General features: G+C 60.0%; 9 protein-coding genes. 7 read left to right on the top strand and 2 right to left on the bottom strand.

The features are described from left to right. Positions 1-33: 33 nt before the first annotated feature. The 7 genes from ACA079_RS18275 to ACA079_RS18245 all read left to right on the top strand — a co-directional run bounded on the left by ACA079_RS18275 (position 34) and on the right by ACA079_RS18245 (position 11,057). The gene (locus ACA079_RS18275; protein ID WP_497700363.1) at positions 34-1,074 is read left to right on the top strand and encodes an AraC family transcriptional regulator; all 1,041 of its coding nucleotides are present in this window, start codon (positions 34-36) and stop codon (positions 1,072-1,074) included. A 51-nt stretch (positions 1,075-1,125) separates the two neighbouring features. Continuing rightward, positions 1,126-1,950 (top strand): SDR family NAD(P)-dependent oxidoreductase, encoded by an 825-nt coding sequence (locus tag ACA079_RS18270; protein ID WP_497700362.1) that lies wholly within the window; start codon positions 1,126-1,128, stop codon positions 1,948-1,950. A 281-nt stretch (positions 1,951-2,231) separates the two neighbouring features. Further along, positions 2,232-4,136, top strand: a complete 1,905-nt coding sequence (locus ACA079_RS18265) for a DUF1302 domain-containing protein (protein ID WP_497700361.1) — start codon at positions 2,232-2,234, stop codon at positions 4,134-4,136. 37 nt (positions 4,137-4,173) lie between these two features. Next, positions 4,174-5,532: a DUF1329 domain-containing protein gene (locus ACA079_RS18260; RefSeq protein WP_497700360.1), complete on the top strand. Its 1,359-nt coding sequence runs from the start codon at positions 4,174-4,176 to the stop codon at positions 5,530-5,532. Positions 5,533-5,626: 94 nt separating this feature from the next. After that, on the top strand, positions 5,627-6,703 hold the full coding sequence (locus tag ACA079_RS18255) for a WD40/YVTN/BNR-like repeat-containing protein (protein WP_497700359.1): 1,077 nt from the start codon (positions 5,627-5,629) through the stop codon (positions 6,701-6,703). Positions 6,704-6,731: 28 nt separating this feature from the next. After that, positions 6,732-9,242, top strand: coding sequence for an efflux RND transporter permease subunit (locus ACA079_RS18250; protein WP_497700358.1), 2,511 nt, complete (start codon positions 6,732-6,734; stop codon positions 9,240-9,242). Positions 9,243-9,278: 36 nt separating this feature from the next. Next, on the top strand, positions 9,279-11,057 hold the full coding sequence (locus ACA079_RS18245) for an acyl-CoA dehydrogenase C-terminal domain-containing protein (protein WP_497700357.1): 1,779 nt from the start codon (positions 9,279-9,281) through the stop codon (positions 11,055-11,057). 160 nt (positions 11,058-11,217) lie between these two features. Here the strand turns inward: ACA079_RS18245 and ACA079_RS18240 are convergent, their stop codons facing one another. Both ACA079_RS18240 and ACA079_RS18235 read right to left on the bottom strand, forming a co-directional pair. Continuing rightward, positions 11,218-12,006, bottom strand: coding sequence for an SDR family oxidoreductase (locus ACA079_RS18240; protein ID WP_497700356.1), 789 nt, complete (start codon positions 12,004-12,006; stop codon positions 11,218-11,220). A 59-nt stretch (positions 12,007-12,065) separates the two neighbouring features. Further along, positions 12,066-13,613, bottom strand: a complete 1,548-nt coding sequence (locus ACA079_RS18235) for an amino acid ABC transporter permease/ATP-binding protein (protein WP_497700355.1) — start codon at positions 13,611-13,613, stop codon at positions 12,066-12,068. Positions 13,614-13,642: the final 29 nt, after the last annotated feature.

Below are 13,642 nucleotides of genomic sequence, written 5' to 3'. Positions count from 1 at the left end.
AAGAATGCAGTCGACATCACTGGAGGCGGTGCGATGGAAGCGTTTGTACGGGCTGCAACCCTCAAGAACTACACGGAGGTTGCCCAGAGCCTCGGTCTGAATCCGAGCGAGATGCTGCGTGGCGTCGGCCTGACTCCCGTCATGCTGAACGACCCGGAATGCATGCTGCCGCTGGAGGCGGCGCTCAATCTGCTGGAGTCCTCTGCGGCTCGCTCATCCTGCCCGACCTTTGGCCTGCGCATGGCAGAGGCCCGACGACTCTCGGATCTCGGCGCCATCAGCTTGCTGTTCAGTCATCAGCGCACACTGCGCGACATGCTGCTCACCAGCATCGAGTATCGACACCTGCTCAACCGGACGCTGGCCATGAACCTGGAGACGGTGGGAAACACGGTGCTGATCCGCGATGAAATCATGGCCGAGGCGGGCATACCCAAGCGTCAAGCCGCCGAACTGGCGATCGGCATCCTGCACCGCACGTGCAAATCGCTGATGGGTAGTCAATGGCATCCGCATAGCATTCATTTCAGCCATGAGGCCCCGGCAAGCCAGCAGGAGCACACGCGATTCTTTCGTTGCCGGGTGGTGTTCGACGCTGAGTTCGATGGCATCGTCTGCAATGCCGAGGATATTGATCAACTCAATCCCCAAGCCGACCCGGCGATGGCTGGCTACGCTCGCCAGTTCATGGATTCGATGGCAGGAGACAGTGAACACTCGGTGATTTTCGATGTGCGCAAGGCAATCTATTTGTTGATGCCGGTCGGGCGCGCCACCATCAATCAGGTTGCCTATGCCAAAGGCGTCAGCGTGCGAACCCTGCAACGCGAGCTCGACGAGGTCGGCCTGACTTTTTCCGAGCTGCTCAACGCTGTACGTCGCGAACTCGCCTTGCATTACATGGCAAACAAAAATTACTCCCTGCAACGCGTGGGCATGATGGTCGGTTATGCAGTTCCGACTTCTTTTACTCGCTGGTTTTGCGCTGAGTTCGGTTGTTCACCACGGGAATGGCGAAACCGGACCAAACAGGTTGGCAGCGATTCGGTCGATGTCCCGCCAGGTCAAGGCTGATGCCCACGTCTGGGCGACACTGCGTGCTCCCTCAAGACGGAGTGTTCACCCATGAAAATGAATGGTCGAGTTGCTTTGATTACCGGTGGTGCAGGTGGGTTGGGCCAAGCTATTGCCCTGCGCATGGCCAGCGAAGGCGCCAATGTGGTCATTTGCGACATCAACGAAGAGGCGCTTGAAGCCACTCGTGCCTTGATCGAGGACATCGGTGCGCAATGCCTGGCCCTGCGCTGTGATGTCTCGTCGAGCGCTGACGTGAACGCTATGTTCGAGCAGATCGACGCGCGTTTCGGCACGCTGCACATCCTGGTCAACAATGCCGCTTTGGTCCCGGACAAGCCGCATGATGACGAGCGACGCAAGCGTCATTACGCGCTGGTGACCCAGCCGATTCCCCGTCAGTCGCTGGAGATCACCCGCAACATGGACGATGCGGAATGGAAGCGCTTCTGGGCGGTGAACGTCGACGGCGTGTTCTATTGCACCCGCGCGGCCTTGCAGCGCATGGAGCCACAGGGCTACGGCAAGATCGTCAACATCGCCAGCATTGCCGGTATTTCCGCCATGGGGGCGCATAGCCCGCATTACTCCGCAGCCAAAGGCGCGGTCATAGCCTTCACCCGCGCGGTGGCCTACGAGGTGGCCGGCGCCAATGTCCAGGTCAATGCCATCTGCCCGGGTGGCGTACAGACCCCGGCCTTCGAGCGCTACCTCGATCAACAATCGCCTGAGCAACTGAGCGTGTTCAAACAGGTCATGCCACTGGGGCGTTTGGGCAAGGGCGAAGAATACGCGGCGCTGGTATCTCACCTGGCGTCCGATGAGTGCTACCTGGTCGGCTCGATCATCAACGCTGGCGGCGGTACCTACATCTGAGGTTTTTCGGGACGGCCAGTTGGACGGCCAGTTTGGACAGTCTGTCGGACGTCCCGAAATGTCAAACCGATGCCCCGCAAAGTCAATCCGGATCGCCGCGCTGCTCTTAGAGTGAGTTCCGGGACTACCGCTTACCCACCCGTAGCATGAACCCCTATTACCGTCGTTAGCCGCAAGGCTTGAGCAAGCCCCTGACCTGGTCGACTACCGAGACCAGGACAGGAGTCAGCAGCCGTGTCTGACGTCAAGCCACAACAAAAACAATAAAGGTGTATCACCCGATGAAGAGTCGCAACCTCCTGTCTGCGCGACGCCAATTGCTCGCCACGGCTATCCTGGCCACGAGCCTGCCGGCCGCCCACGCTTTCGAGTTGGACACTGGCAGCGAAGACTGGTCCGTCCGTTTCGACAACACCGTCAAGTACAACTATGGCGTGCGTACGGAAAGTGCCGACAAGCGCCTGCTGGGTACGCCCAACAGTAACGACGGTGATTACAACTTCCGCAAGGCCGGCACCAACATCACCAACCGTGTCGACCTGCTGTCTGAACTGGATGTGGTCTATCAGAGCAAGGTGGGCTTTCGTGTCAGCACCGCGAGTTGGTACGACAAGGCTTATGAAAATACCGGCTCGAACTCCAATCCGTTCGTAAACGGCAACGATGATTATTCGTCGATTTCCGGTTTTGGCGGGCGTCCGCCAGCACCGGCCATTTTCGGCAGCCCGCACCTGAGCAACTATGCCCAGCGTTACTACAACGGCCCGTCCGGTGAAGTCCTCGATGCCTTCGTGTTCTACAACACCCAAGTGGGCGACGACTCCCAGCTCAATATCAAGGCCGGCCAGCACAACGTGTTCTGGGGCGAGACGGTACTTAACCCGGTGCACTCGCTGAGCTATGGCCAGGCGTCCCTCGATCTGGCCAAGGCGGCAGCATCGCCCGGTACCGAAGCCAAGGAATTGTTCGTTCCGCGCAACCAGATTTCGACCACCTTCACACTCACCCCCGAACTGACCTTCGGCGCCCAGTACTTCCTTGATTGGGAAGGCGCTCGCTTGCCTGAGGCCGGTACCTTCTACAGCGGTTCCGATGTGGTGGGCTTCGGCGCTCAGTCGTTCTTGCTGGGGCATACGGGCGGTGCGGGATTGGCGGGTCCTAACGGCACTTTGACAACTGTTCGACGCGGTCATGACTTCACCCCGGACAATCAGGGTGACTTCGGGCTGATGGTCAAATGGTCGCCCGAGTGGCTGGACGGAACGCTGGGTGCTTACTACCGCAAAACCTCGGACATTCTCCCTCAAGCGGTCCTGGACACTCGCGGCCTGACCAGTGTGGGCGGGGTAGCAGGGCTGCGTAATTCGATCGGCACCACCTCCTATGAATTCGCCTACGGCGATGACATCGACATCTACGGTCTCAGCCTGTCCAAGGAAGTGGGCGGCGTCAGCGTCGGCAGTGATTTGAACATTCGCCACAACATGCCGCTGGCCAGCATTCCGGCAATCATCAGCGCCACAGGTCCTGGCGGGTTGCAGTCGGGTCTTGGCTTGCTCCCTGCGCGTAGCCCGGGTACCGGCGTGATCACCGATGTGCCACGCGACGGTGACAGCCTGGCCGCCACCGGCGACACGCTGCACTGGACCATCAATGGCCTGGTTGCGATCGCCGACACCCCGTTTTTCGATTCGGCCAGCCTGTTGGGTGAGCTGTATTACAGCAACCTGTTGAGCCTCGATAGCAAAAACAAGGCGCTCTACAAGGGTGAAGACACCTATCGCGGTATCGACAAACCTACCCGGGACAACTGGGGCATCGCCGTCAACTTCACGCCGACCTGGTACCAGGTGTTTCCCGGTGTGGACCTGAGCGCACCGATGTCGGTCAACGTCGGCATCGACGGTGTTTCGCCTGTGGTCGCGGGCGGGGCGGAAGATGCCGGCAACTACGCCGTCGGGATCAGCGCTGCCATCTACAACCAGTATTACGTTGACCTCAAGTACGTCGACGCCTTCGGCAAAACCACCAAATGTGACGACGGCGCAAACGATGGTGCAACTCCAAACGCCCTGGATGGCACACAGCGTTACACCTGCTACGGGGGCGGTTATGCGTCCGCTTCCGGCGCCGGTGCCACCGAAGATCGGGGTGCTCTCTACCTGACCCTGAAAACCACCTTCTGATCCATCCATTGCCAAGTGCAAGCAGGAGAACAATAAGATGAAATTCGCCTATACCCTGATGGCCGCCTCCTTGGCCATGGCCCTTGCGGGGCCATCCCACGCAGCTGTTGACGCCACAGAAGCGGCCAAACTGGGTAACCAGTTGACCCGGATCGGTGCCGAGAAAGCCGGTAATGCCGACGGTTCCATTCCGGCTTATGCAGGGGGCTTGACCACCCCGCCAGCCGGTTTCAAGGCGGGCGACAGAATGCGCCCCGATCCGTTCGCCGCTGAAAAACCGCTGCTGGTGATCGACGGCAAGAACGTCGACCAGTACAAGGGGCAACTGACCGCGGTGACCGCCGAGCTGGTCAAGCGTTATCCCAGCTTCAAAGTCGAGGTCTTCCCGACGCATCGCACTGCCGCGCTGCCTTCGGGCGTGCTGGACAACACGGTAAAAAATGCCACCGCGACTCGCTCCACAGAAGGTGGCAATTCCATCGAAAATGCGCTGCCAGGCATTCCATTTCCGATCCCGAAGACAGGTGCCGAGGCCATCTGGAACCACTTGCTGCGCTATCAGGGCGTCAACATCCAGAGCAAGTACGACAACTGGAACGTCGACTCCGCCGGGGTAGCCAGCCTGGCCACGACCGGCATCGCGCAGATCAACTATGCCGCCTATGACGACTTGTCCAAGCCGCTCGCTGCCGCGGACACCTATTACCAGATCAAGCTGGCCTTCACCGGTCCGGCCCGTCGTGCCGGTGAGGCTGTGCTGCTGCGCGATGCGGTCAACCCGCTGGAGCAACCGCGCCGTGGCTGGCAATACCTGCCCGGGCAGCGCCGCGTGAAACTGGCGCCGAGCCTGGCCTACGACACGCCGAACCCGGGCAGCGCTGGCGCCTCTACCTGGGACGATTCTTTCGTCTTCAACGGTGCGCTGGACCGCTATGACTGGAAGCTGGTGGGCAAGCAGGAAATGATCGTTCCGTACAACACCTACCGTGTGACGTATCAGAACGATTTGAAGCCGATGATGACCCCGAACCACCTGGCTTCGGATTTCGTTCGCTGGGAAAAACATCGTGTCTGGGTGGTCGAGGCGACCCTCAAGCAGGGATCTCGTCACATTTACGCCAAGCGCCGCTTCTATCTGGATGAGGACAGCTGGGTCGCTCTGGCCTCCGACCAATACGATGCGAACGGTCAGCTATACCGAGGCGTCTACACCTTCCTCAGTCAAAGCTATGACCAGCAGGTGCCGGATGCCACGCCTTATCTGAGCTACGACCTGATCGGTGGCACCTACAGCGCCGTCGGCTTTCCAGGCCCATACGGCGGCATCAAGTACAGCGAGGCGCTGAGCAAGACCCAGTGGGCACCTGAATCGCTGGCGGGTGCCGGTATCCGTTAACGGCTTCGTCGCTACTGCCGATTGCTGATCGCGCAGTTTTTGCGCCGGGTTGTACTCGCGTACACACCGGCGCCTTTTGCCATGAGGGCGCTATATGGGCTCCTATAACAAGAAAATAGTGCCGCTGGCGATGGGTGCGCTGCTGGCGTTGCTGCAGGTCGGCGCGCAAGCATCGACCTATGTCGACGTGCTGGATCTGCCGGCCAAGCCGAGTGCCCTGGCCGTGCGCAGCCCGCTGCTGGGCGTTGCCCATGCGGGACCGCGTCTGGTCACGGTGGGGCAGCGCGGGCACATTCTTTATTCCGATGATGAAGGCCAGAACTGGCAGCAGGCCGTCGTACCGGTCAGCTCCGACCTCAACGCCGTGCATTTCCCGACTGCCAAGCAGGGCTGGGCGGTGGGCAACGATGGCGTGATTTTGCACAGCAGCGATGCCGGCGCTACCTGGAGCAAGCAGCTCGATGGCCGTCAGATCGGCGAGTTGATGCTCAAGCATTACACCGCCTTGGCCAATGCCGAGCCGGAGAACGAACAATGGGCCGGGCTGGCCGCCGACAGCCAGCGGCTGATCGAGGAGGGCGCCGACAAGCCGTTTCTCGACGTCTGGTTCGCCAACGACAAGCTCGGTTATGCGGTCGGTGCCTTCAACCTGATTCTGCGTACCGAGGACGGAGGCCAGCACTGGACCCCGTTCCAGGACCACACCGAGAATCCACAGGGTTTTCACCTCAATGCCATTGCCTCTGCAGGTGATGCGCTTTACATCGCTGGCGAACAAGGCCTGCTGCTCAAATGGGACGACGCCCGGCAGCTTTTCATGTCGCTGCAGACACCTTATCAAGGCAGCTTTTTCGGTGTGGTCGGCCAGCCAGGCGAAGTACTCGCCTATGGGCTTCGCGGCCACGTTTTTCGCAGCACCGATGGCGGCATCAGCTGGACTCGGCTCGACAGCGGTCTGCAGGTCAGCCTCACCGCTGCAACGCTGGACGCCGACGGCCATTTCCGGCTTTTCACCCAGGCCGGGCACATGCTCGTGAGCGGCGACGGCAACGCCCCGCTGCAACTGATGCCTCAGACGCAACAGACACCGGTAGCCGGTGCCGCATTGGCCGCCCATGGCGCGCTGGTACTGGTCGGCGGTCGCGGTGTGCGTACGCAGTCCATCGAATAACGATAAGCATTAGAGCGAGTACCCAGACATGGGCAATTTGAAGCAAGACACCATGCCGGTGATCCGCGAACTGCTGGACTTCGATCGGCGCTCCGGCAATCTGCTGGAACGACTGGTGTTCAACCACCGCCCGCTGTTCATGCTGCTCATGGCGCTGGCGACCATCGTGCTGGGTTACATGGCCATGACCCGGCTGGAGTTGCGCCCCAGCTTCGAAAAAATGATTCCGCAGAGCCAGCCGTATATCCAGAACTACCTTGAAAACCGCCAGTCGTTGCGGGGGTTGGGTAACTCGGTGCGCGTGGTGGTGGAAAACACCCAGGGCGATATTTTCGATCCGGACTACCTGACGGTCCTCAAGCAGGTCAATGACGAACTGTTCCTCATGCAAGGCGTCGACCGCGCCTGGATGAAGTCGCTGTGGAGTTCGGCGGTGCGCTGGACCGAAGTCACCGAGCAAGGCTTCCAGGGCGGTCCGGTGATGCCGGATGCGTACCAGGGCAATTCATCTGATATCGAACAGCTGCGACAGAACATCAACCGCGCCGGTATTGTCGGCAGCCTGGTGGCCAGTGACTTCAAATCGAGCATGCTGATCGTGCCGCTGCTGGACAAAACCTCGGCCACCGGACAGAGCATCAATTACCACGAGTTCTCCCGACTGTTGGAAGAGCGCTTGCGTGACAAGATCGAGTTCGCCAGCGGCACTTTGCACAAGGCCGGGGAGGAGGGCACAGGCAAGTACAAAGTCCGGGTGATCGGTTTCGCCAAGCTGATGGGTGACCTGATCGATGGATTGATTGAGGTCATGATGTTCTTCGGCCTGGCCGTGGTCACTTCACTGATCATCATTTACGCCTACACCCGCTGCGTTCGCAGCACCTTGCTGGTGGTCGGCTGTTCGCTGATTGCGGTGATCTGGCAATTGGGCATCGTCGCCTGGCTGGGTTACGCCATCGATCCGTATTCGATCCTGGTGCCGTTCCTGATCTTCGCGATCGGTGTGTCCCACGCGGCGCAGAAGATGAACGGCATCATGCAGGACATCGCTCGCGGCACGCATAGGCTGATTGCCGCGCGCTACACCTTCCGCCGTCTGTTCATCGCCGGGGTCACCGCATTGCTGGCCGATGCGGTGGGCTTTGCCGTGCTGATGCTGATCGATATCCCGGTGATCCAGGACCTGGCGATCACCGCCAGCATCGGCGTCGCCGTGTTGATCTTCACCTCTCTGCTACTGATGCCGGTGGCGCTGTCCTACATCGGTGTCGGGCGCAAGGCTGCCGAGCGCGCGCTGAAGATCGACATCCGTGCCGGTGAACATCGAGGCTTAGGCAAACTGTGGGACCTGCTCGACCGTTTCACCACGCGCAAGTGGGCGACCGGCACGGTGCTGGTGGCGGTGTTGCTGGGTATCGGCGGTTTTGTGGTCAGCCTGCAGCTGAAAATCGGCGACCTCGACAGCGGCGCCCCGGAACTGCGCGCGGACTCGCGCTACAACCGTGACAACGCCTACATCACCAGTCATTACGCGCTGTCCAGTGACCAGTTTGCAGTGATGATCAAGACCCCGGCGGAAGGCTGTCTGAACTATCAGACGCTGGTGTTGGCCGACCGCTTGGCCTGGGAGCTGCAGCAGCATCCGGGGGTGCAGACCACCGTGTCGCTGGTCAATGCGGTACGCCAGATCACCGCGGGCACTTACGAAGGCAACCCCAAGCTGAACAACATCCAGCGTAACCAGAACGTGCTGAACTACGCCGCGCAACAGGCGTCAGTCAACGCCCCGGAGCTGTTCAACACCGATTGTTCGTTGATGCCGGTGATTGCCTACCTCAAGGATCACAAAGCCGAGACCCTGGACGCCGTGGTGGCCATCGCCGACAAATTCGCCAAGGAAAACAGCAGCGAGGATCGCCAGTTCCTGCTGGCCGCGGGCAACGCCGGCATCGAAGCGGCGACCAACATCGTCGTGCGCGAGGCCAACCGGACCATGCTGCTGTACGTCTACCTGGCGGTGACGCTGTTTTGCCTGATCACTTTCCGTAGCTGGCGGGCGACGCTAGTGGCAATGCTGCCGCTGGTGCTGACCTCGATCCTCTGCGAAGCCTTGATGGTCGCCATGGGCATTGGCGTGAAGGTGGCGACCCTGCCGGTCATCGCGCTGGGCGTCGGGATCGGCGTCGACTACGCGCTGTACCTGCTCAGTGTGCAACTGCATTACCAGCGCCAGGGCATGTCGCTGTCCGAGGCCTACCGAAATGCCGTGGCCTTCACCGGGCGGGTAGTGGGGCTGGTTGGAATCACGCTGGCTGCCGGGGTCATCTGCTGGGCCTGGTCGCCGATCAAGTTTCAGGCTGACATGGGCATCCTGCTGACCTTCATGTTCCTGTGGAACATGCTCGGGGCGCTGATCCTGATTCCGGCGCTGTCGTACTTCCTTCTGAACGGTGAACGGCGCCGGAAGGAAATTGTTGTCCCTCAAGGTCAAGTCGCAGCCCTCAAGCATCACTACTCTGTCGGCGATGGCGAATCCTGAACGTGCACTATCCAATACCCTACGAGCGATTTCATCATGGCTGACTACAAAGCTCCCCTGCGCGATATGCGCTTCGTTCTCAACGAAGTATTCGAAATCTCCAAATTGTGGGCGCAACTGCCGGCCTTGGCCGAAGTAGTGGACGAAGATATCGCCAGCGCTGTCCTCGAAGAAGCCGGGAAAGTCATCGCGGGTACCATTGCCCCGTTAAACCGCAGCGGCGACGAAGAAGGTTGCTCCTGGACCGACGGCGCAGTGAAGACCCCGACTGGCTTCCCCTGGGCTTACCGGAATTACGCAGAAGGTGGCTGGACCAGCGTCGGCGGTGATCCGCAGTTCGGTGGCATGGGCATGCCCAAGGTGATTTCCGCCCAGGTCGAGGAAATGCTCAACTCGGCCAACCTCTCATTCGGCCTGTACCCGATGCTGACCGCCGGCGCGTGCCTGTCGATCAACGCTCATGCCAGCGAAGAGTTGAAAGAAAAGTACCTGCCAAACATGTACGCGGGCGTTTGGGCCGGCTCCATGTGCCTGACCGAGCCGCATGCCGGTACCGACCTGGGCATCATCCGCACCAAGGCCGAACCGCAGGCCAATGGTAGCTACAAGGTCAGCGGCACCAAGATCTTCATCACCGGTGGCGAGCATGACCTGACCGAAAACATCATTCACCTGGTACTGGCCAGGCTGCCCGATGCCCCGGCTGGCCCGAAAGGCATTTCGCTGTTCCTGGTGCCCAAGCTCATGGTCAATAGCGACGGCTCGCTGGGCGAACGCAACAGCCTGTCCTGCGGTTCGATCGAGCACAAGATGGGCATCAAGGCCTCGGCTACCTGTGTGATGAATTTCGACGGCGCTACCGGCTACCTCATCGATGCGCCGAACAAGGGCCTTGCCGCCATGTTCACGATGATGAACTACGAACGTCTGGGTGTCGGTATCCAGGGCCTGTCCCTGGGAGAGCGCTCCTACCAGAACGCCGTCGAATACGCCCGCGATCGAATCCAGAGCCGTGCGCCGACCGGCCCGGTCGATCTGGACAAGGCCGCCGACCCGATCATCGTCCACCCCGACGTGCGCCGCATGTTGCTGACCATGAAAGCGTTGAACGAAGGCGGTCGTGCCTTTTCCAGCTATGTCGCCATGCAATTGGATACCGCCAAATTCAGCGAAGACGCCGCCACCCGCCAACGCGCGCAAGAACTGGTCGTCCTGCTGACGCCGGTCGCCAAGGCTTTCCTCACCGACATGGCCCTGGAAACCACGGTACATGGACAGCAGATCTTCGGGGGGCACGGTTTCATCCGTGAGTGGGGCCAGGAACAACTGATCCGCGACTGCCGCATCACCCAGATCTACGAAGGCACCAACGGCATCCAGGCGCTCGATCTGTTGGGGCGAAAAGTGGTCGGTAGCGGCGGGGCGTACTACAAGCACTTCGCCGAAGAGATCAAGGTCTTTACCGACTCCGCCGACGCTTCACTGGCAGAGTTCGTCGAGCCGCTGAAAGCGGCCATCGCCAACCTTGAGCAAATGACAGTCGATCTGTTGGAGCGCGCCAGGTCCAACCCGAATGAAATCGGTGCGGCTTCGGTCGAATACCTGCATGTGTTCGGCTATACCGCTTACGCGTACATGTGGGCGCTCATGGCGCGTACTGCACTGTCCAGGCAGGACCAGGACATTTTTTACAGGACCAAACTGGGGACGGCGCGCTTTTTCTTCGCACGCCTGTTGCCGCGGATCTACTCGTTGAGCGCTTCGGTCAAGGCCGGCAGCGAAAGCCTGTACCTGCTGGATGCCGAGCAATTCTGATGCGGCACGAGAACGGAGACGAGCCCATCGAATACCCACGCTTGGTTCAATTCGATGATCGGCTGTATCCCTTCGAAACCGTTCCGTAAAACCGGACACATCACTCCTTGTGATGCCTTGAGTCTGTACATGCCATCCGCTCCACTTGTGCCTGCCGTCTTTATTGGCTGGAGCGAATGGCCCCTCCATCAATCAACAAGTTCTGCCCGGTCAGGTAGCCCGCATGACTGCTGCAAACGAAAGCGCACAGAGCGCCGAACTCCTCGGGTGAGCCGAAGCGTTTAGCAGGAATTTCGCTACGGCATTCGCCGAGGAATGCCTCACTGTCTTGCCCCGACTCTTCGGCAGCAGCGACCAGATTGTCACGCAGTCGATCGGTGTCGAATGAGCCCGGTTGCAGGTTGTTGATCGTCACATTCCGGCTGGCAATGTTTTCCTGCCGGGCAAGCCCTGCGATAAATCCCGTCAGACCACTGCGCGCGCCATTGGAAAGGCCCAGGCTTTCGATAGGGGACTTCACGGCACTCGAGGTGATGTTGATGATTCGGCCAAATCCGCGGGTCGCCATACCGTCTACCGTTGCCTTGATCAACTCGATAGGGGTGAGCATGTTGGTATTCAGCGCCTTGAGCCAGACGTCGCGGTTCCATTCGCGGAAATCCCCGGGAGGAGGGCCTCCAGCGTTGTTGATCAAAATATCGAAATGCTCATGGGCCATGAGGGCTGCCGCGCGACCCTCAGGCGTTGAAATGTCTCCGGCTACGGCGATGACAGTCACTTCAGGATTGATCGCTCTGAGCTGACGGGCCGTTTCATTCAGCGTCTGTTCGCCTCGGGCGGTGATCACCACGTTCACGCCTTCGCTGACGAGTGCCTGTGCGCAGGCTTTACCCAGGCCTTTGCTGGCCGCGCATACCAGCGCCCAGCGTCCTGCTATTCCGAGATTCATGCGTGTTTTCCTGAAAGAAGGAAGCTCATAAAAAGTGGTTGCCTACTGCAGAACCCTGCTCACGCATGATTCGCAGTGACAGGCAGGTTTGGCGATCGAGTACTGATTCCCATAAAGCGCCGCACTCTCTCTCCTTCGGCATCGCAGCGTATGGTTTCAGGTGCAGCATCCAGTTGGATATTTCCGTTTTCCATGAAGACGACCCTGTCGGAAATCGACATGGCAAAGTCCATTTCGTGGGTGACAATAATCATGGTCATGCCTTCACTGGCGAGGTCGCGTATGACGTTCAGCACATCGCCCACCAGCTCTGGATCGAGCGCTGACGTAGGCTCGTCGAACAGCATGATGTCCGGCTCCATGGCCAAAGCACGAGCGATCGCCACGCGCTGTTGCTGTCCGCCGGAGAGCTGGTGCGGGTACTTGTGGGCATGGGCGAGCAAGCCGACCTTGTCCAGCAGCGCATAAGCACGGTGTTCGCTCAGCTCGCCCGGGATACCGTGGTAACGCGGCGCCAGCGTGACGTTGTCGAGAATGGTGCGGTGCGGGAACAGATTGAAGTTCTGGAACACCATGCCAATGTGCCGCACGCCTTTGCGCAGACGGGAGCTGTTGGGCTTGTCCGAAGCTTCGATGAATTTTTCACCGAACAACAGAATGTCGCCTGTATCGATGCTTTCCAGACCGTTGACCGTACGAATCAGCGAAGTTTTGCCGGAACCGGATGGGCCAATGATCGAGATCACCTGGCCGTATTCGACATTCAGATCGATACCCATCAGCACTTGGTGCGTGCCATAGCTCTTCTGGATGTTCTTCAGTTGCAGGATTGGCGTCGAGTTGCTGCCCGCGGCTTTGCGCGCATTGTCGGGCAAGGCTTCGGCGCAGGCCTTGAGCTTGGCCACGGCGGCGGCATCGAGTGTATGCGGCTTGCGGAAGTTAAGGTCCAGGTAGCGCTCCAGACGCTGCAGGAAAAAGCCGAACACGGTGACGATCAGCACGTAGTACACGCCCACCGCAGCCAGGGTTTCCATGACCAGGAAGTTGGTGGCATAGAGGCGTTGGCCGACCGTGAGGATTTCGGTCAGGGAGATGACCGAGACCAGCGACGTCAGCTTGACCACCGTGATGTATTCATTGATCAACGTAGGCAGCGAGATACGGAAAGCCTGGGGGATCACGATCAAGCGCTGCATGCCGAACAGGCCGACACCCAGCGCGCGGCCTGCTTCCTTCTGGCCCTTGGCCACGGAGATCAGGCCACCACGGTGGATCTCCGCCATGTAAGCCGCTTCCGTGACCACCAGGGCCAGCAAGCCGGAGTAGAAGGGGTTTGACAGGATCGGTCCGCTACCGGGAAACAATTGCGGCAAGTTGTAGACGAAGACCACCAGCACCAGCAACGGGATGCTGCGGAAGAACCAGATGTAGACCGCCGCGGGAATGCGCAGTAAGGGCGCCTGGGACAGCTTGGCCGTGGCCAGGACAAAACCCAGCAGCATGCCGATGAACCAGGCCAGGGCACTGAGCTGGACCACCGTGACGCAGGCTTTCCAGAAGTCCGGCAGGGAGAACAGGGAGAGGAAATACGACCAATCGAATTGCATAGGGCACCTCGATCTGCCGCCCCGGTGCG

It is taken from the genome of Pseudomonas sp. LBUM1645, from assembly GCF_059716185.1.
This window is presented reverse-complemented; position numbering and strand designations above follow the sequence as displayed.

Excerpts from the sequence above, each read along its gene's own strand:
- ACA079_RS18235 (WP_497700355.1), bottom strand. The coding sequence starts at position 13,613 with ATGCAATTCGATTGGTCGTATTTCCTCTCCCTGTTCTCCCTGCCGGAC.
- ACA079_RS18260 (WP_497700360.1), top strand. The coding sequence starts at position 4,174 with ATGAAATTCGCCTATACCCTGATGGCCGCCTCCTTGGCCATGGCCCTT.
- ACA079_RS18270 (WP_497700362.1), top strand. The coding sequence starts at position 1,126 with ATGAAAATGAATGGTCGAGTTGCTTTGATTACCGGTGGTGCAGGTGGG.
- ACA079_RS18245 (WP_497700357.1), top strand. The coding sequence starts at position 9,279 with ATGGCTGACTACAAAGCTCCCCTGCGCGATATGCGCTTCGTTCTCAAC.
- ACA079_RS18240 (WP_497700356.1), bottom strand. The coding sequence starts at position 12,006 with ATGAATCTCGGAATAGCAGGACGCTGGGCGCTGGTATGCGCGGCCAGC.
- ACA079_RS18250 (WP_497700358.1), top strand. The coding sequence starts at position 6,732 with ATGGGCAATTTGAAGCAAGACACCATGCCGGTGATCCGCGAACTGCTG.
- ACA079_RS18265 (WP_497700361.1), top strand. The coding sequence starts at position 2,232 with ATGAAGAGTCGCAACCTCCTGTCTGCGCGACGCCAATTGCTCGCCACG.
- ACA079_RS18255 (WP_497700359.1), top strand. The coding sequence starts at position 5,627 with ATGGGCTCCTATAACAAGAAAATAGTGCCGCTGGCGATGGGTGCGCTG.
- ACA079_RS18275 (WP_497700363.1), top strand. The coding sequence starts at position 34 with ATGGAAGCGTTTGTACGGGCTGCAACCCTCAAGAACTACACGGAGGTT.